The organism is Streptomyces sp. NPDC001515, assembly GCF_053597115.1.
This window is the reverse complement of the sequence record NZ_JBSFHN010000004.1, coordinates 146,007-169,788: the sequence shown is the minus strand read 5'-3', so window position 1 is coordinate 169,788 and position 23,782 is coordinate 146,007. Positions and strand designations below refer to the sequence as shown.

Genomic DNA, 23,782 nt, shown 5'->3' with positions numbered 1-23,782 from the left:
CATGCAGCGCTGGACATCGACGGTCGCCGTCGCCACGGTCGTACTCCTCGCCGCCGGATGCGGCAGCACGGACCGGACCCCGGACCGGGCACCGCAGGCACGGGCGTCGCAGGCACAGGCACCGCAGGCGCAGACGCCTCAGGCACGGGCGGCCGGTCTGGAACTGCCGGCGAAGGCGCGGGTGCTGGTTCCGGAGACGTCGGGCTCCTCGGACCTCGCTCTGAAGCGTTTCACGCCGGGCGGGGGCGTCTACACGGTCTATGCCCGCTGTTCGGGCAAGGGCCGGGTGACCATCGTGGACGCCGAGCGGCCCGGCGACGACCCGAGCCGTGTCGCCTGCGGCAGCGTCGTGACCGTGGGGCGGGTCTACAGCGAGGCGCAGGCGCAGGCGCTGCGTATGCGGGTGAGCGGCGGGACGGCCACCTGGACGGTCGCGGTCGTGGACGGCGAGTACGAGGCCTGAGCCGGCCGGGGTGCCGCCCGGCACCCCGGTCCGCGGAGGGGGTCCCGGGCGGCAGCCGGGTCGTGGCGGACGGGGACGTCAGTGCGCGATGCCGTCGATCAGCTCGCGGGCGCCCTGGCGGAGCAGGGCCACGGCGACGGAGGTGCCGAGGGTGGCGGGGTCGAGGCGGCCGGCCCATTCGTGGGCGTTGAGGACCGTCTTGCCGTCGGGGGTGAAGACCTTGGCGCTGAGGGAGAGTTCGCCGTTGTGCCCGGCGCGGGCGTAACCGGCGATGGGGCTGTTGCAGTGGCCCTGGAGGACGTGGAGGAACATCCGCTCGGCCGTCGTGGCGCGGTGGGTGTCGGGGTGGCCGAGCGCGCTGACGAGGTCGATGAGGGCGGTGTCGTCCTCGCGGCACTGGAGGGCCAGCACGCCCGCCCCGATCGGCGGGCACATGGCCTCCGTGGAGAGGACCTCGCTGATCACGTCGGTGCGGCCGATCCGTTCCAGCCCGGCCAGGGCGAGGAGGAGCGCGTCGGCCTCGCCGGCGGCGAGCTTCTCCAGGCGGCGGTTGGCGTTGCCGCGCATCGGTACGCAGACGAGGTCCGGGTGCGAGGCGGCCAGCTGGGCGATCCGGCGTACGGATGAGGTGCCGATCCGGGTGCCGGGCGGCAGCTCGTCCAGGGTGAGGCCGCCGGGGTGGACGAGGGCGTCCCGTACGTCGTCGCGCTCCAGGAACGCCGCGAAGGTGGTTCCGGCGGGCAGCGGGCGGTCGGCCGGGATGTCCTTCACGCAGTGCACGGCGAGATCCGCCTCGCCGGACAGCAGCGCCTGGTCGACCTCCTTGGTGAACGCGCCCTTGCCCTCGACCTGGGCCAGATCGCCCATCCACTTGTCGCCGGTCGTCTTCACGGGGACGACCTCGGTCGCGATGTCCGGGTGCAGGGCGGCCAGTTCAGCGCGTACACGCTCCACCTGGGCGAGTGCCATGGGCGAGTCACGGGAGACGATGCGGATCAGGTCGATGGCCATGCTGTGCATGATAGGCCGTCAGATGTGGGTCGTTGCCCGGTACGGACGGGGCGGTTCAGTCGGTGGCGGCGGTCAGTCGATCCCCGTCCGTGTGCCCGTCCGCATCGACATCTCCGTCCTCCGCCTCCCAGCGCAGCAGGTCGCCCGGCTGGCACCGCAGCACCTCGCAGAGCGCGGCGAGCGTCGTGAACCGTACGGCCTTGGCGCGGCCGTTCTTGAGGACCGCCAGGTTCGCGGGCGTGATGCCCACGCGCTCCGCCAGCTCGCCCACGGACATCTTCCGCCGCGCGAGCATCACGTCGATGTCCACGACGATGGGCATCAGATGACCTCGTCCAGCTCGGCCCGCATCCGCGTCGCCTCGGCGTCGCGGGCCACGGCCTGGGCGAGCAGCGTCCGCAGCACGAACACGATCAGCGCCACGCCCAGGATCGCCAGGCCGATGCCGCCCATGATGAGCGTGACCCCCGGGTCCTCCCGCTGACCGGGCGCGTTCACCGCCGTGACCGCGAACCACACCAGCGCCGCCGCCACGACCGCCCCGATGATGCCGTCCACGTACCGGAACGCGGCGTCCGAGAACACCGTCCCCCGTCGCACCATCGTCACCAGCCGCCATACGCACACCAGGGCGACCTGGGCCGTCCCGATCCCGACGATCGTCACCACGCGCAGCGCGGTGAGCGGGAGCGACCCGTCCTCGGGGTCGTTGCCGCTGATCAGCATCCAGGCCATCAGGGCCTGGACGAGTACCGCGCCGGTGAGCACCACCGCGAGCACGGCGCGCAGGGTGCGTACCGCAAGGTCTCCCACGACCATCACCTCCATCGTTCTGCGATCGAAATCTATTGAATATCGATAGGTTCGACAAGTGTGAGTGCGGTGTGTGGTGGGCGGCGCACGGTGCGCAAGAGATACCCCCAGGGGTATTTGCCTTTGGGTGGGGGGAGGTCGTACCGTCGAATTCTGATACCCCCTAGGGTATCCATTCGCTCTGTACCAGGAAGGCCGATGCCATGACCGCCGTCTCATCCCTCCCGGCGGGACGCACCGCCGAGGCCGCACCACCGAGGCCCGGCCCGTTCGGGCGGCTCGGGGCGTGGTCGGCCTCGCACGCCCGGACCGTGTTCCTCGTGTGGGCCGTCGTCGTCATCGCACTCGGCGCCTTCGCTCCGAAGATCAACACGGCACTCTCCGGCGCCGGATGGCAGGCCGAGGGCTCGCAGTCGGTGGCCGCGCGGGACCTCGCGGAGAAGCACTTCGGCGGCAACGCCTCCTCGGCGCTGCAGATCGTGGTCAAGGCCGACCGGCCCGTCACCGATCCGGCCGTGGCCGAGGTGATCACCAAGGCCGGGGACCTGGCACGGGCCGACGACCGCGTCGGCGCGATCGTCGCCCCGCAGAAGGGCGCGACGATCAGCCCCGACGGCCGGACCGCGATCGTGCTGGCGGGCGCCGACGCCGACCCCAACACGATGGTGCGGGCCGCCGACGATCTCAAGGGCCCCCTCGCCGCGCTCTCCGGGGACGGGATCGAGGTGAACGCCACCGGCGCGTCCGTGCTGTGGAGCGACTTCAACGCCGCCAACCACGACGCGATGATGAAGTCCGAGTTCATGTCCTGGCCGGTGACGCTGGTCATCCTGGTCCTGGCCTTCGGTTCGCTCGTCGCGGCCGGGCTGCCACTGCTGCTCACGATGGCCGGACTCGCCGCGTCCGCCGGTTCGCTCGTCCTGCTCACGCACCTGACGCCGATCTCGGTATGGGCGATGAACTTCGCGATGATGTTCGCGCTCGCCCTCGGCATCGACTACGCGCTGTTCATGGTCATGCGCTTCCGCGCGGCCCGCTCCACCCGGCGCGAGAACGACGCGGTGGGCGCGGTCGCCGAGACGATGGACACGGCGGGCAAGGCCGTCGCGCTCTCCGGCGCGACCGTCCTCATCAGCCTCTCGGCCGTCATGCTCGTGCCCTCGCCGGCGTTCCGGTCGATGGCCGGCGGCATCATGCTCGCCGTCGCCTTCGTCCTCGCCGCCACCCTCACCCTGCTCCCGGCGGTCCTCGCGAAGCTCGGGCCCCGCATCGACGCGGTGTCGCTGCCCTGGGCCAAGAAGGCCGCGCCCGCCTCGCCGCGCTTCACGGCATGGGGCGAACGCCTGTGGCGCCACCCTCTCCGCTACGGCATCGGCGCGCTCGTCGTCCTCGTGGCGCTCGCCGCCCCGGTCATCGGGCTGCGGACCGCCATGCCGTCCATCAACGTGCTGCCCGAGGACGCCTCGGCACGCGCCGGGTATGCCGCCGTGCAGGAGTCCTTCGGGCCCGGCGCCCCCGGCACGCTCCAGATCGTCGTCCCCGCCGACGCGGCCGGCGAGGCCGTACGCGTCACCGGAGCCACGGACGGCATCGCGCAGGTCATGCCCGCACAGCCGGCGGCGGACGGCAGCGACTGGGCGATGATCCAGGCCGTCCCCGACGTCGACCCCTCCGACAAGGCGCTCTCCGGCACCGTGCACACCCTGCGCGCGGACCTGCCCGAGGGAAGCCTCGTGGGCGGAGCGCCGGTCGAGAACCTCGACCTCCAGCACGTCCTGACCGAGAAGACACCGCTGGTCATCGGCGTCGTCATGGTGCTCGGCTTCCTGCTGCTGCTCTTCGCCCTGCAGGCACCCGTCATCGCCGCGCTCGGCACCCTCGCGAGCCTCCTCTCCACCGGAGCCGCCTTCGGCGTCGCGCGGCTCCTCTTCCAGGACGGGCACCTCGCGGGCCCGCTGGGCTTCACCTCGCAGGGCTTCCTGGATGGCTGGGCACCCGTGTTCTTCTTCGCGATGATCTTCGCCATCGCCATGGACTACACGGTCTTCCTCCTGGCCTCCGCCAAGGAGCACTACGAGCGCACCGGAGACCCCAAGCAGGCCATGGTCGGCGCGCTCGCCCACTCCGGCCGGGTCGTCTTCGCCGCCGGGGCCGTCATGGTCGCCGTCTTCTTCACCTTCGCGATCTCCGGACCGCTGCCGCCGAAGGAGATGGGAATCGTGCTCGGCGTCGCCGTCCTCCTGGACGCGGCACTCGTCCGCCTCGTCCTTCTCCCCGTCCTCCTGCGACTCACCGGGCGGGCGGCCTGGTGGAGCCCGAAGTGGCTGCGGCGGGTGCTTCCGGCGGTGCGGTTCTCGCACGGCTGAGGGACGCGACGGAGGGACACGGCTGAGGGATACGAGCGGCGGCGCCGGTGCGGCGCCGCCGCTCGGCGTGCGCCCACCGGCCACCGGGAGGGCGCGGCGCACTCCCAACCCCCTTGCGCTGGGCCGGGGATGACCTTTCCTGACACCATGCGGGCATGAACGAAGAGATACGGACCCGGGGCGAGGCGCTTGTCGCCGCCGCCCTGGCGGGGGACGGTACGACCGCGCGGCGGCACACGGACTACTTCGTGCTGGGCAAGCGCGTCGACGAGGGGATTCCGTACTGGGAGCGGGCGGTGGAGGCCGGGGACGCGTTCTCGCACTACACGCTCGCGCGGTACCGGAAGATACGGGGGGACCGGCGGGCGGCCGAGGCGCTGTACCGGGCGGCGGCGGACCGGCATGCGGGCTGCGCCTACGGGCTGGGGTCGTTGCTGCGGGAGGACCGGAACCCTGAGGCCGCCGAGTGGTTCCGGCGCGGCTGGGTGGAGTGGCGGCACCTCGACTGCAAGATCGAGCTGGGGAAGCTGATGGCCGCCGAGGGGCGGCCCGCCGAGGCGTCGGCGTTCCTGATGAGCGAGACCGGGCTGGGGGACGTCGCGGTGTTCCGCTGGTCCCAGCTCTTCGACTCGTTCCGGGAGACGTTCGACCGCACGGCCGCCGCGCTCGACGCGGCCGAGGCCGACGGGGACGAGGACGCCGCCGAGGCGGCCGTGCGGATCCTCTTCGACCTGGACGAGCACTTCGCGGACTACCCGGGGCTGGCCGCCGAGGCCGACGCGCTGTACGGGCGCGGTGCCGCGCTCAGTGCCCGCGCCGCGCTGTTCCACGCGATGTTCCTCGTCGAGACGGACGAGGACGCCTGGCCCCGCGCCCGCGCCATCCTGGCGGACGCCCATGAGCGCGGTGCCGAGCAGGCCGCCTCCACGCTCGGCATCAACCACGAGAAGCGCGGCGAACTGGCCGAGGCCGAACGCGCCCACCTTCTCGCCGTCGAGCGCGGCGAGGAGAAGCCCCGCTGGAACCTCGCCCTGCTCTGCAAGCGCCAGGGCCGCTACGACGACGCCGAACGCTGGTTCCGGGAGATCGGCGAGGACGACAAGGACGCCGCCCGCGAGCTCGACCGCATCGCCCGCTTCCGGTCCGGTGACCTCTCCGCCCCCGACGCCGACGACCTCGCCCGTCTGCCCGCCCTCCGCGAACGGGCCGAGGCGGGCGACCTGCGCGCCGGATACGAGTACGCCGCCGCCCTCAACGACTGGGACGGCTCCAACGCCGCCTATCTCCTCCGCTGGATGGAACCCGCCGCCGAGGCCGGCGACCAGGACGCCGCGTTCGCCGTCGCCGGGCTCTACGAAAAGCTCCGCCGCTTCTCCCTGCGCGACGCCTGGCGCCGCCGGGCCGCCGACGCCGGCCACCTCACCGCCTGCGCCCAGATGGCCTGGCTATCCGACCACCACCACGACTACCAGGAGGCCGAACGCTGGTTCGTCCGCGCCGCCGCCGCTGCCGACGAGGACGACGGCCAGGGCCTGTACGCCATGCTCGCCGGCAAGCTCATGGCCCAGCGCGGCGCCTACGCCGAGGCCGAGCCCTTCCTCCGTACCGCCTGGGAAGAGGGCGAAGACCTCGACTACGGCACCGAGACCGCCGGCTACTACGGCCTCACTCTCCACCGCCTCGGCCGCTCCGAGGAGGCCATCGACCTCCTGGAGTCCGCGGTCCTCTTCTGGGACGAGGAGGTCCGCCGCCGCTACAACACCGACGACCTGGACACCCTGGCCCGGATGATCGATCCGGAGGAGATCCTGGAGGAGGCGAAGAAGGCGGTGGAGGAGGGGGCGGACGGCTGACGTCTGCGGTGTCCGGGTTCCGGCCGGGCCCCTGGCCGCGAAGCCGTCACCGCAACCTCGGCGGGTGCGCAGCCGCTTCGCGCGGGCTTCGAGGTCGCGATCGAGGACTGGGACCCCGGTGGCGGCCTCATCCGTGGCGGGCGTCGCGGTCATATGGATTTCGATATAGTGGCGGTATGGATGGCCCCTGATGCGTCGAGATCGAGCCGGAGGTCCGGCAGTGGTTGGAACTCCTGACTGACGCGCATGACGACAAGGTCGAACGGGCCGTCGACATGCTCGCGGAGCGGCCCACCACCCTGGGGGAGCCCTACGCACGCCATCTCGGCGGCAAGGTGCGCGAGCTGCGTTTCACCATCGAGGGCAACGCTGTGCGCATCACCTACTGGCTCGCTCCCGGCCGACGCATTGTGTTACTCACGGTGTTCCGAAAGACCAGGCAACGGGAAGGCGGCGAGGTCGAGCGCGCACATCACGTGCAGATGGCCTGCGAGGCGGGCCATGGACCGGCGCAGCACCACTTCGAGCGGACGGAGGAGAGGAAGTCGTGAACCACTCCACATGGAAGACCCGGCGGACCCGGCGGCTGCTGGGGGAGACGGTCGAGGAATCCGCCGCCTACACCGAGGCCGGATACGCCTTTGCCCTCGGCCAGGCGGTGTATGACCGGCGCACCGCACTCGGCCTGTCACAGTCCGAACTGGCGCGGCGGGCGGAGATGACCCAGTCGCAGATCTCCCACATCGAGGGTGGGGACTCGGTTCCGACGTTGCCGCTGCTCACGCGTCTGGCCAAGGCGCTGGACGCGTCGCTGACCATCGACCTGGACCATGACGTGTCGGCCTTCACCTTCACCCCGCACGAGGACCCCGGGACGGAGCGCGGACCGGCGGACGGGCACGGCTTGGCGGCCTGAGCCCCGCCCCGGCGTGCTCGGCGCGGCCGACCACACGGTGCCGTGGACCGTTGTTGACGTCCTGCGAACCCGTCGCTCTGCACCGAAAAGGCCCTGGACTCTCGCACGGCTTTCGTACCCGTGAGGGTGCCGGTCCGAGCCGGGCCCGGCCGCGAAGCCGTCAGCGCAGCCTCAGTTGCTCGCGCAGCCGGTCCACGTGGCCCTGGACGTCGCGATCGATGACGGGGGGCTCAGCGGCGGCCTCGTCCGTGGCCGGTGTCGCGGCCGGGCGTCGGCACGCGGCGCACAGGCCGTCGCGTAAGGCTTCGGGGCGGCCGGGGACGTGGCAGGCGGTGCACTCGGGCATGAGGAGGGGGCCCGGGGAAGTGCCGGGCGGTGCGGGGGCCGGGGCTCGGGGCTCGGGGCTCGAAGGCCGCGGCTCGGATGCCGAAGCTCGACGCTCGGGCCTTGGGGCTCGGGTCTCGGAGCCGGAAGCGAACCGGTCGTTGCGGCCTGGCCAGGCCAGACCGCTCCTGCGTACGCAGATCCTGCGCTGAGGCTGATGGACGTACAAGCAGGCAGACGACCGGCACCGTCGGGAGGCGGCGGACGAGCTCGCTCAGCTCGGCCAGGGCATGGGTACGACGCAGCGGCCGAATGTGCCCTCTTGACGCGTATTGACCTCCGGAGTGAGGTTCGTGCAACAAGTCGCAACACAGTCGACGCAGGAGGCAACCATGTCCCTACGCTTCTTCGGTAAGGACCCCAACTCGGATGGCGACGAGTGCCCCAGCGTGTGGGTGGATGACGCCACGGCTGACATGGTCTTCCAGGGATGGAAGGGCGACGAGGCCACCGAGGCCGAGTGCTTGCAGGTCGGCAACATCCCGGACACAGAGGCTGTCATCCGCATCCCGGCACGCATGGTGCCGCTGATCCGAGAGGCGTGCGATGCCGCAGAACGGCAAGCTCCCGACATTCGCTGAGATGCTGGCCGGCTGCCACAAGTCAGCCCTCCACCTGGAGATGCGCGACTCCTACGGCATCGAGGCGGAGTCGGCTGAGTTCGCAGCGTGGAAGTCGGGTGACGACAGCAGCCGACACGACTCGACGGGGCGCCGCAGCTCCTGGCTCAACCTTGTGCGTGGCGCCACGGCACGCGGCGTTGTGTTCCGCCGAGCCCGTATCTACTCAGAGCCCGCATCGGAGTACATCCGGTTCGAGCACGCGGGCACGCACCTGAACGTCGAGGCCGGCGAACAGGTCCGTTGGCTTTCCCGGCGATTGGCCTCGGACATCGCTCTGCCCGGCAATGACTTCTGGCTCTTCGATGAGCAGGTGGTCCGCTTCAACCACTTCGCGGGGGATGGCGCTTCTGGCGGCCCCGAGGTGGTTGACAATCCGGCGGTCGTGAGACTGTGCGCCTCCGCGTTCGAGTCCGTGTGGGAGCGCGCAGTCCCGCACGAGGGGTTCGAGATCACGTAACCGGCACAGGTGCACAGCCAGCTCATGTCATCGTCTCCATCCTCCAGTGCTCAGGCAGCCAGAGAACGAGTCGCGCGGCGTCTCGCAGACCTCCGGCGTGACGCGGGCCTGACGATGCAGGGGCTGGCTGACCTGTGTCACTGGAACAAGGCCAAGACCTCCCGTATCGAGGCCGTCAGGACTATCCCCTCAGACGCCGACATCCGCGCCTGGTGCAGCGCCTGCGATGCCGAAGACCAGGCCCCCGACCTGATCGAGGCGTCCCGGTCAGCTGACTCCATGTACGTGGAGTGGCGGCGCTTGCAGCGCACCGGTATGCGCCGCCTCCAGGAAGCGGGCGTCCCGCTCTACCAGCGCACCGCGCTCTTCCGGATCTACTGCACCAGGGTCATCCCCGGCATGTTGCAGACGGAGGGCTATGCCACGGCCCTGTTGTCGACCATTGCAGACTTCCGAGGAGTGCCCAACGACTCGGCCCAGGCCGCCGCTGCCCGCGTGGAGCGAGCAAAGGTCATCCGTGACGGCCGGCATCGCGTCGTCTTCCTCATCGAGGAAGACGCCCTGTACCAGCGATACGGCGACGTAGACGTGATGAGAGGCCAGCTCCACTACCTGCTGACCGCAATGTCTTTGCCAGCGGTCTCCCTCGGGATCATCCCTCGTACTACGCCGCGCAGCCTCTGGGGCGTCGAGACGTTCACGATGTTCGACGACAAGCGGGTCCACGTCGAGCTGCTGGCAGCCAAGGTCGCAGTGACGACTCCCAGCGAGGTCGAGATCTACGTCCGGGCGTGCGCACGACTGTCCGAGATGGCCGTGGTCGGTGCCCGTGCCAGGGCTCTGATCCAGGAAGCGATCCGCTCCCTCGACTAACCCGTGTGCAACAGCGTGCAACAAGGTGGAATCCGGCCGCCCTCACTGTCTAGCGTCGTTAAGAGAGAAACCCGGAAGAACGGCGCGGAGAACGAATCTCCGCTCTGTCCAGCACCAGGAGGGCGATTCCCATCAACGGAAACCTCTACTCCCTGGCCGTACCCGAAGGCTCCGCGTTCGAGCAGTACTGCGGGGGCAACCTCGGGGGCTCCAACGAGACGTGTGTGTCCTTCGCTTCCATCCCCGGCGCGGAACCCTCGTTCGCCATCCGCGACAGCAAGCCGGAGGGGGCCGGCAAGGAGCTGCGCTTCACCGAGGCCGAACTCGACGCTTTCGCGGCGGGCTGGGTCAAACACCGGGGTCTGACGGTCTAATCTGACCCCTCCCAGAGCACAGAGCATCACGCGGGCGAGCCGCCCAAGGTATCCCCTCGGGCGGCTCGTAGCCTCCTAGAAGGGCGCATATGAGCTGGTCAGGGCACTGGCACGGATACGGTCCCTGGATCGGATCGTCGGCTGCGTACGGGAAGGAGGGAGGTCGCCGGCCACCCCACCCCCACGGTCCGCCCTCGGTGCTCAACCCCGAGGACAAGAAGCAGCAGGACGTTCTGGACCGGTACCGCGAAGCTGCCGCCGAGTTCCAGACGGGCAACGTGCCGCCGACGATGACCGGCCACTGGCTGATGAAGAAGGGCCAGGTATCCGCCGACCGCACCTGGACCGACCTGGGTATTGCGCTGGCCTGGCTGACAAAGAAATACGAGGAGAGCCCGCCCTACGTGCGAGCTGACGGGCTGGTGGCGTACGCCAGCCTCGAAAACAAGCTGGAGTACGCCACTGATGTGCTTCCCCGCGGCGTCGATGTGACCTGGGTTCACTACACGGCAGCCAAGATCCTGATCTCGTTCTCGGTCGTGTGTTGCCCCAACAGGTTTCACCCGGATCTTCCTTGTCCGCTTCCACCGTCGTAAGGAGCCGACGCAATGTCGCTCAGCCTCTTACTCCCCGAACAGGGCGTGTCCGCCCTCCTGAACTCTTGGCCGAACGAGCCTGCCGTATTCGAGCGAGGCTCGACGGCGCAGGACCGATTCGTCACCCCGGACGTGATCGACCACTACATCGACACGGGGTGCGTGCCCGCGGACGAAATCGCGCTCGTGAAGTCGGGTCCCTCCCTGCACCCCGACTGCCACCGAACGAACGGGCGAACTGACCCCGCCAAACTTCACAAGCTCTACGGCGAGGGATACACGATTCGGCTCGGCAATCTCCAGCGCGTGGTGCCGTTCCTCGCTGACATGGCCCGAGCCATCCAGCAGGAGACCGGCTACAGCAACTACGTGCACGCCTTCCTGACCCCACCGCGGAGCCAAGGTCTCCTGCATCACTGGGATCAGCAGATGGCCGTGATCGCTCAGGTCGAGGGTGAGAAGCGGTGGCAGCTGTGGCGTCCGGAGTACTCCGCTCCCATGCGGGAGTACCAGGAGTCGTTCCGTGTCTGGAACCCCGACTTCATCCCGAAGTGGGAAGCGGCCGGGCCGGACGTAGAAGTGGACCTGAAGCCGGGGCAGTCGCTTCTTCTGCCACGTGGATGGGTCCACAACCCTCACGCCCTCGACTCCGACGAACGGAGCGTCCACCTCACGTTCGCGATGCGCGAGCGTACTCCCCTCTGGATCGCGGAAAAGATCCTCGCCGCCGCGATCGAGGCCCCGGCGTTCCGGAGGGTGGTTCTGCCTGGTGATCTTCTGAGCACGGCGAGCCTCGCGAGCCGTGTGCGGGAGACTCGGCAGGCACTGGTCACGTACCTCGAAGGTGTTGACGTGGACCAGCTCGCCTCGGCCATGCGGCAGGCCGCCATGACGGAGCTGGAGTACACCACCTGACCGGAGGCTTCCCGCGGGCCGTCCGGGTGCCGCTGGGTACGAGCGGGGCGGGTGCCGAACGACGTGGCGCCGATCGGCCAGGTGTTGTCGTACCCCCCGTGTAGCGTCCAGGCCGGAGTCAGATCGTGTTCTGTGGTTGACGGAGGCGCGCGGATGACACGTACACGTACGACAGGCGAGGCCGTGGTGGGCGACGTCCCGGCTCAGCAAGAGCTCGGCGCGGGGCGCAGTTCGGTGAACGGCGAACTCGACGCGCTCAAGGATGCTTTGGACGGCCAGCGCGCGCATGTTCTCGGGATCCTCGAAGGGCTCTCGGAGGAGGATCTGCGGAGGCCGGTGCTGCCCAGCGGCTGGAGCTGCCTGGCGTTGCTGCGCCACCTCACCGTGGATGTCGAACGCTTCTGGTTCCCCGGGGTGATCGCGGGCGAACCGGATGTGGCCGGTCAGCTCGCGGCGGGCGCGGAGGCGCACTGGTCCGTCCCCGAAGGGATGAGCACCGAGGAGGTCTTCGCCGACTACCGGGCAGCCGTCGCACGCGCGGACATCGTGCTCGCCGCCGCCGGCCCGGACCAGGAGCCCGCCGCGTGGCCCGTGGACATCTGGCCGACCTGGCGGCTGCCCGACGTACGCCGCATCCTCATCCATGTGCTCACCGAGGTCGCCTGCCACAGCGGTCACCTGGACGCCGCACGCGAACTGCTCGACGGCACCACCTGGCTCGGCGGCAACCCCTACGCCGGATAGACCTCCGGCCGGGGAGGTTTCCCGGCCCGCCGTCCCCGATGCGTGAACGAGCGTTCCTACGGGGCTAGAAGCTGTCGTACGCAGGCCGTCCCGCAGGCCGGTACACCCCCAGGACCGTGCCGCCCTTCGTCGCCGTGACCGTGACCGGTCGCAGGGCCGTCGGGATCGCGCCGTCCGCGAAGAGGCGCTTGCCGGTGCCGAGGATGACCGGGTGGATGGTGAGGCGGTATTCGTCCACGAGGTTCTCGCGCATCAGGGTCTGGGCCAGGTCGCCGCTGCCGACGACGTTGATGTCGCGGCCCTCGGTCTCCTTGAGGCGGCGTACCGCGTCTGCGGTGTCGCCTTCCAGGAGGGTGGAGTTCTGCCAGTCCACGGACGTGAGGGTGCGGGACGCCACGTACTTGCGCATGGAGTTCATGCGCTCCGTGAACGGGTTGTCCGGGTCGGCGGTCGGCCAGTACGACGCGAAGATGTCGTACGTCTTGCGGCCGAGGAGCATCGCGTCGGCGTCCTCGTACCAGCCGGCGATCGCCTCGCCGACGCCCTCGTCGAACGTGGGCTTCTGCCAACCGCCGTGCGGGAAGCCGCTCTCGGGGTCCTCGTCGGGGCCGCCGGGGGCCTGCATGACGCCGTCGAGGGTCAGGAACGTGGTGACGATGATCTTGCGCATGGTGCGAGCTCCTCTCGTCGTGGGCGGACCCCGAGGCGGTCGGCCTCAGCGGACCACGTCGAAGACGTTCTTCTGGATGCCGTTGGGGTACGCCTCGTGCTCCACGAGCTTCAGGTGCTGGGTGTCCTTGTCGGCCGCGCTGAACAGGCGCTTGCCCGCGCCGAGGAGCAGCGGGAAGACGAGGAGGTGATAGCGGTCGATCAGACCGGCGTCGGAGAGCGCGTGGTTGAGGTCGGCGCTCCCGTGGACGATGACCGGGCCGCCCTCGGTCTCTTTGAGCGCGGCCACCTCGTCCATGGACCGGAGGATGTGGGTCTCGCCCCACGTGTCCACGAGGCCGTCCTCGGTGAGCGTCGTGGACACGACGTACTTGGGCATCGCCTTGTAGCCGGCGAACTCCTCCATGCCCGGCCACACGGGGCTGAACGCCTCGTAGCTGACCCGCCCCATCATGAGCGCCCCGGCCTCCTCCTGTTCCCGGCTCTTGATCTCGTACGCCTCGGGGAGGAAGTCGATGCCCTTGAAGGTCCAGCCGGAGTTCCGGTAGCCGGGCTCGCCGCCCGGGGCCTCCATGACACCGTCGAGGGAGACGAAGGCGGTGCTGATGAGTGTGCGCATGATGTCCTCGGGTAGCTGCGGCGTGCTTGACATGGGTTGAGACCGCGCGGCGGGGGAAAAGTCATCGGTCCGGTGTTCCGGACAGGTCCCGGGGCCGGCGGAGTCGGTATGCATGATCCACTACGCGGCGAAGGAACGCCTCTGCATTGACGCCGCCACGTGCGTCGGCCGTCCCGACGCTCTCCCCGGCCGCGCCACCGACGGCAGGCGCGGCCCCCCCCGCTACCTCGGCGGCAACGGCGGCCGCCGCCGGTCCGGGGCCGTGTCGTACGTCGGAGGGGTCGCCGGGGGATGGGCGGCCAGGAGGTCGAGGGCGAGGCGGACGGCGTCGTCGAGGACGGCGTGGCGGCCCTCGGCCCAGTCCAGAGGGGTGCGGAGCGCTTCGAGGTCGGGTTCGACGCCGTGGTTCTCGACGGACCAGCCGTAGGTGTCGAACCAGGCGGCGTTCATGGGAACGGTGATCACCGTGCCGTCGCCCAGGCGGTGGCGGCCGGTCATGCCGACGACGCCGCCCCAGGTGCGCTGGCCGACGACCGGGCCCAGCTTGAGGAGGCGGAAGGCGGCGGTGATCATGTCGCCGTCGGAGGAGGTGGCCTCGTCGGCGAGGGCGACGACGGGGCCCCGGGGGGCGTTGGAGGCGTAGCTGACGGGCTGGGCGTTGCGGGTGAGGTCCCAGCCCAGGATGGTGCGGGTGAGCTTCTCGATGACGAGTTCGCTGATGTGGCCGCCCGCGTTGCCGCGCACGTCGATGATGAGGGCCGGGCGGGAGACCTCCAGGCGCAGGTCGCGGTTGAACTGGGCCCAGCCCGAGCCGCCCAGGTCCGGGATGTGGAGATAGCCGCAGCGCCCGCCGCTGAGATCGCGGACGACGGCGCGGCGCTTGGCGACCCAGTCCTGGTAGCGCAGGGGGCGCTCGTCGATGAGGGGGATGACCGCGACGCGGCGGGAGCGGCCCTGGCCCTCGGCGGGGGTGAAGGTCAGTTCGACCGTGGTGCCGCCCGCCGCGGAGAGCAGGGGGTAGGGGCCGGTGACCGGGTCGACCGGGCGGCCGTCGACATGGGTGAGGACCGCGCCCTCGCGGATGCCCGTACCGGCCAGCGGGGAGCGGGCCTTGGAGTCCGAGGAGTCGCCGGGCAGGATGCGGCGCAGCGTCCAGGCCCCGTCCCGGCACGTGAAGTCGGCGCCCAGCAGGCCGATCGCGCGCTGGTAGTGCGGCGGGCCCTCGTTGCGGCGGGCGGGCGCGACGTACGCGTGGGAGGTGCCCAGCTCGCCCAGGACCTCGCGCAGCAGATCCGCGAACTCGTCGGGGGTGGCGACCCGTTCGACCAGCGGGCGGTACTGGTCCAGGACCGCGGGCCAGTCGATGCCGCACATGTCCGGCTCCCAGAAGTACGCGCGGATGATCCGGCCCGCCTCGTCGTACGCCTGCCGCCACTCCGCCGCCGGGTCCGCCTCGTGCAGGATGCGGCGCAGGTCGAGATAGACGGTGGAGTCGTTGTCGCCCGGTTCGTTCGCCGGGACCGCGCGCAGCTCGCCGTCGTCCATGACGACCAGCCGCGAGGAGTCCCCGCTGACCTCGAACCAGTCGAGGTGGTCGACGAGTTCGGTGCGCTTCGCCTTGGCGATGTTGAAGTGCTCCAGCGTCGGGCGCCCCGACATGTCCGCCGGGTTGGCGAAGGTCTCGCCCAGCGCCCCGGAGATCGGCCAGCGCAGCCAGACCAGCCCGCCGCCGCTGACCGGGCAGAGCGCCGAGTACTTGGACGCCGAGACCGGGAACGGGGTGACCCGGCTCTCCAGGCCCTCGAACTCGACCGTCACCGTGGAGCCCTCCGCCGCGCCCGCCTCGTCGGCGTCCAGCGGGTCCAGACCGCCCGCCGCCGGGCGGCCGTCGGGGGAGAGGGCGAAGGGGGACGGGGTCGCCGAGGAGAGCGGGACCAGATAGGGGCGGCAGCCGAGCGGGAAGGACAGGTCGCCGGTGTGCACGTCGTAGACCGGGTCGAAGCCGCGCCAGGACAGGAACGCGAGATAGCGGCCGTCGCCCGTGAAGACCGGGTTCTCGTCCTCGAAGCGGCCGTTGGTCACATCGACGATGATCGGGGCGCCGGGGCCCTGGATGCGGGCGAGCTTGATCTGGCGCAGCGAGCGGCCGACGCCGGGGTGCGACCAGGTCAGCCAGTCGCCGTCCGGGGAGAACGCCAGATCGCGGACCGGGCCGTTGACGGAGCGGATCAGCTCGGTCGGCTCCCCGGTGGACGTCTCCTCGTCGGTGTCCAGGAGCAGGACCCGGCCGTCGTGCGAGGCGATGGCGAGCCGTTCGCCGTCCGGGTCGGAGATCAGCTCCAGCACCCGGCCCAGCCGCCCCGAGGCGAGCCGGCGCGGGGTGCGGTCGCCGCTGGCGCGCGGCAGGTAGGCGATCTCGACCGCGTCCTCGCCCTCCGCGTCGGTGACGTACGCGACCTGGCCGCCGCTGCCGAGCATCTCCGGCAGCCGCACCCGGACCCCCGGCGTGTCCGCGATGGTGCGGGCCGGGCCGTCGCGGTGGGTGAGCCAGTACAGGCTGCCGCGCACCGAGACCGCGCTGGCCCGGCCGGTCTCGTCCACGGAGAGCCCGTCGACGTTGCTCGCGGCCGGGACCTGGTACGTACGCCGTCCGGTGCGCGGGCCGCCGAGCCGGACGGGGAGCTTCCGGGGCACGGCGTCCGGTGTCTCCAGGTCGTCGACCAGCCACAGCTCGCCCGCGCACTGGTAGACGACCCGCCGGCCGTCGCTGGAGGCGTGCCGGGCGTAGAACGCGTCGTGGTCCGTGTGGCGGCGCAGGTCGCTCCCGTCGGGCCGGCAGGAGTAGAGGTTGCCGACGCCCTCGTGGTCGGAGAGGAAGGCGATGCGGCCCCCGACGAACATGGGGGAGTCCAGATGCCCGTCGATGTCCGGGAGCAGCCGTTCGCCGTGCAGCCAGAGCCGGCCCGTCGCGCCGCCCCGGTAGCGCTTCCAGGCGGCCGGTTCGTGCGGCGGCGTGCCGGTGAGCAGCAGGGTGCGGCGCTCGCCGTCCACGTCCCCGACCGCGATGTCGGAGACCGGGCCCCAGGGCAGCCGGCCGCCGGGGCTTCCGTCGGTGGGCACGCCGTAGGCCCAGGAGAAGTACGAGAACGGCTGCCGGTGCGAGGAGACGGCGAGGATCTGTGCCGCGTCCCCGTCGGGGGTCCAGCCGCAGACCCGGGCGTCCGTCGACCCCCAGTAGGTGAGCCGGCGCGAGGGGCCCCCGGTCACGGGCGCGACATGGATCTCCGGGTCCAGGCTGCGCCAGGTCGTGTACGCGATCCGGGTCCCGTCCGGGGAGAACCGGGGGTGGCCGATCCGGGTGCGGTCGACGGTCACGCGCCAGGCGCGTCCGGGCCCCTCGCCCTCGGGGACGAGCGGGGCGATCCAGAGGTCGTCCTCCGCGGCGAAGCAGAGCAGATCCTCGTGGAGGTGCGGGAACCGGAGATACGAGACGTCGTCACTCACCCCACCCATGCTTTCGGTGCGCGGGGGTCGCGGCAACTCAGGGGACGGGGGAACGTGCGGCCGGTCCGCGCGGCCCGGTCTTTACGGCCTGCGCACCGGTCCGCGCGGCCCGGTCTTTACGGCCCGCTGACAGCTGTGGTGCGGCCCACAAGCGAAACTGTTCCGTTTCGCTGGGGGGAGGGGGTAGCGTTCAGCTGTACGAAACAGTTTCGTTCGATGATCGCTCGATACGCCGGACGAAACGGCCCCGAGGAGAACAGGAGGTCGACACATGGCACGCACACGGCTCACGCCCGAGCGTGAGAGCGAGCTGTACGCCGCCGTGCTCGACCTGCTCCGCGAGGTGGGCTACGACGCCCTGACCATGGACGCCGTCGCCGCGCGTACGCATTCCAGCAAGGCCACCCTCTACCGCCAGTGGGGGAGCAAGCCCGAGCTCGTCGTCACGGCTCTGCGGCACAACAAACCGGGCACCCTCGGCGATGTCGACACCGGCTCGCTGAGCGGTGACTTCCATGCCGTCCTCAGCCGCAGTGACGACTGTCAGATGGAGAAGGACGCCGCGCTGATGCGGGGTCTGAGCCATGCCGTCCACGACAATCCCGACCTCCTTCAGGCCCTGCGCGAGCTGCTGATCGAACCGGAGATGACCGGTCTCGACACGCTGCTGCGCCGCGCCGTGGAACGGGGAGAGGTGAGCCCGGACAATCCGGCGCTCAGATACGTTCCGCACATGCTGGTCGGCGCCGTCGCCACCAGGCAACTGGTCGAGGACCGCCCCGTCGACCAGGCATTCCTTCTCGACTACGTCGACTCCGTGATCCTCCCCGCTCTCGGAGTCTGACCCTCACGGTCCCCGCGAACCCCTTTGCGCACGGCCCCCTCCCCACGCTCCACCTGACACGCCGCTCTCGTCGTCGGGCTGGTTCCACACGCCCATGTCCTCTCAACGACCTGACCGGGAGTACGCCTCCGTGGCCACATTCCTCTACAAACTCGGACGGCTCGCCTTCCGGCGCCGCCGCTATGTCGCCCTGATCTGGGTGGCCCTGCTGGCCCTCGCCGGATTCGGCGCGGCCTCCGCGTCCACCGCCACCTCCAGCTCCTTCTCCATTCCCGGTACGGAGGCCCAGAAGGCCTTCGACCTGCTGGAACAGCGCTTCCCCGCCGCCAGCGCCGACGGCGCGACCGCACGCATCGTCTTCAAGGCCCCCGAGGGCGAGAAGATGACGGACCCGGCCAACAAGACCGAGGTCAACAAGATCACCGCCGAGCTGAAGTCGGGCTCGGACCAGATCGCCTCGGTCGTCGACCCGTACGCCGGAAAGGCCGTCTCCAAGGACGGATCGACCGCGTACATCTCGGTGACGTACAAGGTCAACTCGATGGAGCTGACCGACGGGACCCGGGACGCCCTGGAGGACGCGGGCACCCACGCGCAGAAGAGCGGGATGACCGTGGAGATCGGCGGTGACGCGCTCCAGGTGATGCCGGAGACCGGCGCCACCGAGATCATCGGCGTCGCCATCGCCGCCGTGGTCCTGGTCGTCACCTTCGGTTCGCTGATCGCCGCGGGACTTCCGCTGCTCACCGCCCTGATCGGCGTCGGCATCGGCGTCTCCACGATCACCGCGCTGGCCAACGTGCTGGACCTGGGCAACACGACCTCCACCCTTGCGATGATGATCGGCCTCGCGGTCGGCATCGACTACGCGCTCTTCATCGTCTCCCGCTACCGCGCCGAACTGGCCGAGGGGCGCGAGCGCGAGGAAGCCGCCGGACGCGCGGTCGGCACGGCCGGCTCCGCCGTCGTCTTCGCCGGGCTCACCGTCGTCATCGCCCTGGTCGGCCTGGCCGTCGTCAACATCCCGATGCTGTCGAAGATGGGCTTCGCCGCCGCCGGCACCGTCGCCATCGCCGTCCTGATCGCGCTCACCCTCGTCCCGGCCATGCTGGGCTTCGCGGGCAAGCGGGTCATGGGCCGCAAGGCGCGCAAGGCCGCCGAGGCGGAGAACGCCCCCGAGGCCAAGCCGAACATGGGCACCCGCTGGGCGCGGTTCGTGCTGCGCAAGCCGGTCTGGGTGCTGCTCGTCGGCGTCCTCGGTCTCGGCGCGATCGCCGTCCCGGCCGCCTCGCTGGAGATGGGCCTGCCGGACGACGGCTCCCAGCCCACCAGCACCACCCAGCGCCGCGCCTACGACCTGCTCTCCGAGGGCTTCGGTCCGGGCTTCAACGGTCCGCTGCTGGTCGTCGTCGACACGGAGAACAGCTCCGACGGCAAGGCCGCCGCCCAGCGGGTCGGCGACGAGATCTCCGGCCTCAAGGGCGTCGTCGCCGTCACCCCCGCCACCTTCAACAAGGCCGGCGACGCGGCGATGATCACCGTCGTCCCGAAGGACCGCCCCAGCTCCGTCGAGACGGAGAACGTGGTCCACGCGATCCGGGACGCGGGCCAGGACGTCAGGTCCGACACCGGCGCCGAGGTGCTGGTCACCGGCTCCACCGCGATGAACATCGACTTCTCGCAGAAGATGAACGACGCGCTGCTGCCGTATCTGGCGCTCGTCGTCGGCCTCGCCTTCCTGCTGCTGATGGTGGTCTTCCGGTCGGTGCTGGTGCCGCTGAAGGCGGCGCTCGGCTTCCTGCTCTCGGTCGTCGCGGCCCTGGGCGCGGTCGTCGCGGTCTTCCAGTGGGGCTGGCTCGGCTCGCTCTTCGGGGTCGAACAGACCGGTCCGATCATGTCGATGATGCCGATCTTCATGGTGGGCGTGGTCTTCGGCCTGGCGATGGACTACGAGGTCTTCCTCGTCACCCGGATGCGCGAGGCGTACGTCCACGGCGAGAAGCCCGGCCAGGCCATCGTCACCGGCTTCAAGCACGGGGCCAGGGTCGTCACGGCCGCGGCCGTGATCATGATGGCGGTCTTCGCCGGCTTCATCGGCTCCAGCGAGCAGATGATCAAGATGATCGGCTTCTCGCTCGCCATCGCGGTCTTCTTCGACGCGTTCGTCGTCCGCATGGCGATCGTTCCCGCGGTCCTCGCCCTGCTCGGCAAGCGCGCCTGGTGGCTGCCGCGCTGGCTGGACCGGGCGCTGCCCAACGTGGACGTCGAGGGCGAGGGGCTCCGCAAGGAGCTGGCCACCGAGCCGGCCGCCGGTGGACCGGGCCCCGACGCCGGAGGCGAGCGCGAGCTGACCCGGGTCTGACCCGCGTCCGATCCGGGTCCGGCCCGGGTCCGGACCGGCCGGCCCCCGGACACCGTGTGACGGGGGCCGCCGAACTCCGGGACCGCGTCTGAGCGGAACGCGGTCCCGGGAGCACCGGTTACCTGTGGGGACGGGGGACCGGGGCGACGAGAGCCCCCGTGCATCTGGGCACGGGGGCTCTCACCATGTTCGTCGCCGTCCGGGGGCCGGAGGGTGGTGTGCGGCGGGGCTCAGGCCGGCGCCGCCTCCTGCTTCGCCGCCCGTTCCGCCTCGGCCGCCGCCTCGCGGGTCCGGCGCAGGAAGCGGATCATGGGCGCGCTGTCGAACTGGACGACGTCCATGCCCTCCGACGTATCGCGTTCGACGACCACTTGGACGCGGCCGCACGGCCAGACCCGCAGATCGTCGCTCTCGGCGGGGGAGCGCAGCCCCCGCTCCAGCAGCTCGCGCCCGACCGGCCAGACGGAACCGTCGGGAAAGGCGATCAGGACCGTGCCGGGGGCGGTCGCGGGATCGTGGCGCAGCTCGACAGGGACCACGGGCAGATCGCGGGCATCGGTGACGAGCCGGGCTCGGGCATGTTCTCTGATCACGGGGGACATGGGCCGGCTCCTCCTGTGTGCACCAGTATTTTGTGTGTCTTCGACCTCTAATGTCCCATATTTTCGCAAAAGAGCACGATGGCGAGTGTCGGCAGTTGTGACAGGCCCGCTCTTGCGACCTCTTTGCAACAAGGACCTATCATTGAGAGGTTCATGACCCCGCGCAGCTATGCGGTCACGCAGAAGCGGAGCCTCCCCCCATGCATGTACCCGACGGATTCATCAACGCGCCCGTCTCCGCCGTCACCGGGGTGGTGGCCGCCGGGGCGGTGGCCGTCAGCCTGAAGGGCGCGCGCCGGGAGCTGGACGAGCGCACCGCGCCGCTCGCCGGGCTCGTCGCCGCGTTCATCTTCGCCGTGCAGATGCTGAACTTCCCGGTCGCCGCCGGCACCAGCGGACATCTGCTGGGCGGGGCACTGGCCGCGATCCTCGTCGGGCCCTACACCGGGGTCCTCTGCATATCCGTCGTCCTGCTGATGCAGGGCATCCTCTTCGCCGACGGCGGGCTCACCGCGCTCGGCGTGAACATCCTCGACATGGGCGTCGTCACCACCGTCGTCGCGTACGCCCTCTTCCGCGGGCTGCTCGGCGTGCTGCCCCGCACCCGCCGCTCCGCGACCGTCGCCTCCTTCGTCGCCGCGCTCGTCTCCGTCCCGGCCGCCGCCGCCGCGTTCACGCTGATCTACTGGATCGGCGGCACCACGGACATCCCGATCGGCAAGGTCTTCACCGCGATGGTCGGGGTCCACGTCCTGATCGGCATCGGCGAGGCCCTGATCACCGCGCTGACCGTCGGCGCCGTCATCGCCGTCCGCCCCGACCTCGTCCACGGCGCCCGCGGCCTCTCCGCCCCGCTCAAGCTCCGGATCGACGGCGAACTCGTCGACGCCCCGGCCCCCGCCCGCGAGCCCGCCCCCGCCGCCCACCGCCCCACCCGCGGACTCTGGATCACCGGCCTGGTCACGGCCGTCGTCCTGGCCGGATTCGTCTCCTTCTACGCCTCCGCCAACCCGGACGGCCTGGAGAAGGTCGCCGGCGACCAGGGCATCGACGAGAAGGTGAAGGACCACGCCGCCAAGGACTCCCCGCTCGCCGACTACGGCGTCAAGGACGTCTCCAACGCCCGGCTCTCCGGCGGCCTCGCCGGGATCATCGGCGTCGGCGCCACCCTCGTCGCGGGCAGCGGCGCCTTCTACGTGGTCTCCCGCCGACGCCGTACGCAGGGCGAGGCCGGCACCCGTACCGAAGAGAAGGTCTGACATGGGCGCGGGCCACGCCCACAAGCTCTACCGGCACGGGCACTCGCCGGTCCACGACCTGCCGCCGCACTGCAAGATCGCCGCGGTGTTCGGCTTCGTCGTGGTCGTCGTCTCCACCCCGCGCGAGGCGGTCTGGGCCTTCGGGCTCTACGCCCTGCTGATCGCCGGCGCCGCCGCCGCGGCCCGCGTCCCCGCCGGCTTCCTCCTCAAGCGGCTGCTGATCGAGGTGCCGTTCGTCGCCTTCGCGCTCCTCATGCCGTTCGTCGTGCCCGGCGAGCAGACCCAGGTGCTCGGCCTCTCCGTCAGCGTCCCCGGCCTCTGGGGCGCCTGGAACGTGCTGGCCAAGGGCACCCTCGGCGTCGCCGCCTCCGTCCTCCTGGCCTCCACCACCGAACTGCGCGCCCTGCTGCTCGGTCTCCAGCGCCTGAAACTGCCCCCGCTGCTCGTCCAGATCGCCTCCTTCATGATCCGCTACGGCGACGTCATCACCGACGAGATGCGCCGGATGTCCATCGCCCGCCGCTCGCGCGGCTTCGAGGCGCGCGGCGTCCGGCAGTGGGGCGTCCTCGCCACGTCGGCCGGCGCCCTGTTCATCCGCTCCTACGAACGCGGCGAACGCGTCCACCTCGCCATGGTCAGCCGGGGCTACACCGGCACCATGCCCGTCATCGACGAGGTGACCGCCTCGCGCGCCCAGTGGGCGTACGCCTCGGCCCTCCCGGTGCTCGCCCTCGCGGTCTGTCTGGTGGGATGGACCGTATGAGCCCCGACCCCGCCCCCGTACCGCCCTCCCTGGAAGTCAGCGGCCTCGCGTACGCCTATCCCGACGGCCACCAGGCGCTCTTCGGCGTCGACCTGACCGTCGCGCGCGGCGAACGCGTCGCCCTGCTCGGCCCGAACGGCGCCGGCAAGACCACCCTCGTCCTCCACCTCAACGGCATCCTGGAGGCGGGCGCCGGATCGGTCCGCGTCGCCGGGATGCCGGTGGACAAGCGGAACATGGCCGAGATTCGCCGCCGCGTCGGCATCGTCTTCCAGGACCCCGACGACCAGCTCTTCATGCCCACCGTCCGCGAGGACGTCGCCTTCGGACCGGCCTCCGGCGGGCTGCGCGGCGCGGAGCTGGAGGAGCGGGTCACGGAGGCGCTGCGGCAGGTCGGCATGGAGGAGTACGCCGGCCGGCCCCCGCACCACCTCTCCTTCGGCCAGCGCCGCCGCGTCGCCGTCGCCACGGTCCTCGCCATGCGCCCCGAGATCCTGGTCCTGGACGAACCCTCCTCCAACCTGGACCCGGCCTCCCGGCGCGAACTCGCCGACATCCTGCGCGGTCTGGACGTCACCGTGCTCATGGTCACCCACGACCTGCCGTACGCCCTCGAACTCTGCCCCCGCTCCGTCATCCTCAGCGACGGCGTCATCGCCGCCGACGACCGCACCCAGGACCTGCTGTGCGACGAGGACCTGATGCGCGCGCACCGGCTGGAACTGCCCTTCGGCTTCGACCCGCGCTCGGTGACGGTGCCGACGCCCTGAGG

General features: G+C 70.8%; 25 protein-coding genes. 17 read left to right on the top strand and 8 right to left on the bottom strand.

Annotated features, from left to right (window positions below; genetic code table 11):
* Position 1: 1 nt before the first annotated feature.
* Positions 2-463: a hypothetical protein gene (locus ACWCXC_RS07285; RefSeq protein ID WP_450683236.1), complete on the top strand. Its 462-nt coding sequence runs from the start codon at positions 2-4 to the stop codon at positions 461-463.
* Positions 464-541: 78 nt separating this feature from the next.
* Here the strand turns inward: ACWCXC_RS07285 and hemC are convergent, their stop codons facing one another.
* Genes hemC through ACWCXC_RS07270 form a run of 3 tightly spaced genes read right to left on the bottom strand, consistent with a single transcriptional unit; the run spans position 542 to position 2,287 of the window.
* Positions 542-1,474 carry a hydroxymethylbilane synthase gene (gene hemC / locus ACWCXC_RS07280; protein WP_450683237.1) on the bottom strand — a complete coding sequence of 311 codons (933 nt, stop codon included), beginning with the start codon at positions 1,472-1,474 and terminating at the stop codon, positions 542-544.
* Positions 1,475-1,529: 55 nt separating this feature from the next.
* The gene (locus ACWCXC_RS07275; protein WP_383646915.1) at positions 1,530-1,796 is read right to left on the bottom strand and encodes a helix-turn-helix domain-containing protein; all 267 of its coding nucleotides are present in this window, start codon (positions 1,794-1,796) and stop codon (positions 1,530-1,532) included.
* Entirely contained in the window at positions 1,796-2,287 is a 492-nt protein-coding gene (locus ACWCXC_RS07270; protein ID WP_450887156.1) for a DUF2975 domain-containing protein, read from the bottom strand. The genes ACWCXC_RS07275 and ACWCXC_RS07270 overlap by 1 nt, the downstream gene beginning before the upstream one ends.
* A gap of 203 nt (positions 2,288-2,490) precedes the next feature.
* On the opposite strand from ACWCXC_RS07270, the gene ACWCXC_RS07265 reads away from it, so the two are divergent.
* The 4 genes from ACWCXC_RS07265 to ACWCXC_RS07250 all read left to right on the top strand — a co-directional run bounded on the left by ACWCXC_RS07265 (position 2,491) and on the right by ACWCXC_RS07250 (position 7,422).
* Complete coding sequence (locus ACWCXC_RS07265; protein ID WP_450887154.1) at positions 2,491-4,653, top strand: MMPL family transporter; 2,163 nt, start codon at positions 2,491-2,493, stop codon at positions 4,651-4,653.
* 155 nt (positions 4,654-4,808) lie between these two features.
* Positions 4,809-6,506, top strand: coding sequence for a sel1 repeat family protein (locus tag ACWCXC_RS07260; RefSeq protein WP_450887152.1), 1,698 nt, complete (start codon positions 4,809-4,811; stop codon positions 6,504-6,506).
* Between the two features lie 224 nt (positions 6,507-6,730).
* Positions 6,731-7,057 (top strand): type II toxin-antitoxin system RelE/ParE family toxin, encoded by a 327-nt coding sequence (locus ACWCXC_RS07255; protein ID WP_450887150.1) that lies wholly within the window; start codon positions 6,731-6,733, stop codon positions 7,055-7,057.
* Positions 7,054-7,422, top strand: coding sequence for a helix-turn-helix domain-containing protein (locus ACWCXC_RS07250; protein ID WP_450887148.1), 369 nt, complete (start codon positions 7,054-7,056; stop codon positions 7,420-7,422). The genes ACWCXC_RS07255 and ACWCXC_RS07250 overlap by 4 nt, the downstream gene beginning before the upstream one ends.
* A gap of 160 nt (positions 7,423-7,582) precedes the next feature.
* Here ACWCXC_RS07250 and ACWCXC_RS07245 read toward each other — a convergent pair whose 3' ends face one another.
* Positions 7,583-7,768 carry a hypothetical protein gene (locus ACWCXC_RS07245; RefSeq protein WP_450683243.1) on the bottom strand — a complete coding sequence of 62 codons (186 nt, stop codon included), beginning with the start codon at positions 7,766-7,768 and terminating at the stop codon, positions 7,583-7,585.
* 370 nt (positions 7,769-8,138) lie between these two features.
* On the opposite strand from ACWCXC_RS07245, the gene ACWCXC_RS07240 reads away from it, so the two are divergent.
* From ACWCXC_RS07240 to ACWCXC_RS07210, 7 genes are all read left to right on the top strand, one after another.
* A complete protein-coding gene (locus ACWCXC_RS07240) occupies positions 8,139-8,387 on the top strand; it encodes a hypothetical protein (protein ID WP_450683244.1) in 249 nt (82 codons plus the stop codon).
* Positions 8,353-8,886 carry a DUF6879 family protein gene (locus ACWCXC_RS07235; RefSeq protein WP_450683245.1) on the top strand — a complete coding sequence of 178 codons (534 nt, stop codon included), beginning with the start codon at positions 8,353-8,355 and terminating at the stop codon, positions 8,884-8,886. Before ACWCXC_RS07240 ends, ACWCXC_RS07235 begins: the two co-directional genes overlap by 35 nt.
* A 24-nt stretch (positions 8,887-8,910) precedes the next feature.
* Positions 8,911-9,759, top strand: a complete 849-nt coding sequence (locus ACWCXC_RS07230) for a helix-turn-helix domain-containing protein (RefSeq protein WP_450887273.1) — start codon at positions 8,911-8,913, stop codon at positions 9,757-9,759.
* A gap of 224 nt (positions 9,760-9,983) precedes the next feature.
* Complete coding sequence (locus ACWCXC_RS07225) at positions 9,984-10,133, top strand: DUF397 domain-containing protein (RefSeq protein ID WP_450683246.1); 150 nt, start codon at positions 9,984-9,986, stop codon at positions 10,131-10,133.
* Positions 10,134-10,330: 197 nt separating this feature from the next.
* Positions 10,331-10,729 carry a hypothetical protein gene (locus tag ACWCXC_RS07220; RefSeq protein ID WP_450683247.1) on the top strand — a complete coding sequence of 133 codons (399 nt, stop codon included), beginning with the start codon at positions 10,331-10,333 and terminating at the stop codon, positions 10,727-10,729.
* A 12-nt stretch (positions 10,730-10,741) separates the two neighbouring features.
* A complete protein-coding gene (locus ACWCXC_RS07215) occupies positions 10,742-11,644 on the top strand; it encodes a JmjC domain-containing protein (protein WP_450683248.1) in 903 nt (300 codons plus the stop codon).
* 234 nt (positions 11,645-11,878) lie between these two features.
* Positions 11,879-12,388: a DinB family protein gene (locus ACWCXC_RS07210; protein WP_450887271.1), complete on the top strand. Its 510-nt coding sequence runs from the start codon at positions 11,879-11,881 to the stop codon at positions 12,386-12,388.
* Positions 12,389-12,452: 64 nt separating this feature from the next.
* Here ACWCXC_RS07210 and ACWCXC_RS07205 read toward each other — a convergent pair whose 3' ends face one another.
* The 3 genes from ACWCXC_RS07205 to ACWCXC_RS07195 form a co-directional block, all read right to left on the bottom strand.
* On the bottom strand, positions 12,453-13,058 hold the full coding sequence (locus ACWCXC_RS07205; RefSeq protein ID WP_450683249.1) for a dihydrofolate reductase family protein: 606 nt from the start codon (positions 13,056-13,058) through the stop codon (positions 12,453-12,455).
* A 45-nt stretch (positions 13,059-13,103) separates the two neighbouring features.
* Positions 13,104-13,676 (bottom strand): dihydrofolate reductase family protein, encoded by a 573-nt coding sequence (locus tag ACWCXC_RS07200; protein ID WP_450683250.1) that lies wholly within the window; start codon positions 13,674-13,676, stop codon positions 13,104-13,106.
* Between the two features lie 222 nt (positions 13,677-13,898).
* Positions 13,899-17,180 (bottom strand): S41 family peptidase, encoded by a 3,282-nt coding sequence (locus ACWCXC_RS07195; protein ID WP_450887144.1) that lies wholly within the window; start codon positions 17,178-17,180, stop codon positions 13,899-13,901.
* A gap of 271 nt (positions 17,181-17,451) precedes the next feature.
* Here ACWCXC_RS07195 and ACWCXC_RS07190 point away from each other — a divergent pair, with 271 nt between their 5' ends.
* The gene (locus ACWCXC_RS07190; RefSeq protein WP_450683252.1) at positions 17,452-18,024 is read left to right on the top strand and encodes a TetR/AcrR family transcriptional regulator; all 573 of its coding nucleotides are present in this window, start codon (positions 17,452-17,454) and stop codon (positions 18,022-18,024) included.
* Between the two features lie 130 nt (positions 18,025-18,154).
* The gene (locus ACWCXC_RS07185; RefSeq protein WP_450683253.1) at positions 18,155-20,386 is read left to right on the top strand and encodes an MMPL family transporter; all 2,232 of its coding nucleotides are present in this window, start codon (positions 18,155-18,157) and stop codon (positions 20,384-20,386) included.
* A 230-nt stretch (positions 20,387-20,616) separates the two neighbouring features.
* On the opposite strand, the gene ACWCXC_RS07180 is transcribed toward ACWCXC_RS07185, so the two are convergent.
* Positions 20,617-20,988, bottom strand: a complete 372-nt coding sequence (locus tag ACWCXC_RS07180) for an SsgA family sporulation/cell division regulator (protein WP_450887141.1) — start codon at positions 20,986-20,988, stop codon at positions 20,617-20,619.
* Between the two features lie 200 nt (positions 20,989-21,188).
* On the opposite strand from ACWCXC_RS07180, the gene ACWCXC_RS07175 reads away from it, so the two are divergent.
* From ACWCXC_RS07175 to ACWCXC_RS07165, 3 genes are read left to right on the top strand one after another with little or no spacing between them, the layout of a single operon-like run.
* On the top strand, positions 21,189-22,247 hold the full coding sequence (locus tag ACWCXC_RS07175) for an energy-coupling factor ABC transporter permease (RefSeq protein WP_450887139.1): 1,059 nt from the start codon (positions 21,189-21,191) through the stop codon (positions 22,245-22,247).
* Position 22,248: 1 nt separating this feature from the next.
* Positions 22,249-23,010, top strand: a complete 762-nt coding sequence (gene cbiQ / locus ACWCXC_RS07170) for a cobalt ECF transporter T component CbiQ (protein ID WP_450887137.1) — start codon at positions 22,249-22,251, stop codon at positions 23,008-23,010.
* Positions 23,007-23,780, top strand: coding sequence for an energy-coupling factor ABC transporter ATP-binding protein (locus tag ACWCXC_RS07165; RefSeq protein WP_450683257.1), 774 nt, complete (start codon positions 23,007-23,009; stop codon positions 23,778-23,780). The genes cbiQ and ACWCXC_RS07165 overlap by 4 nt, the downstream gene beginning before the upstream one ends.
* The last annotated feature ends 2 nt before the right edge of the window (positions 23,781-23,782 follow it).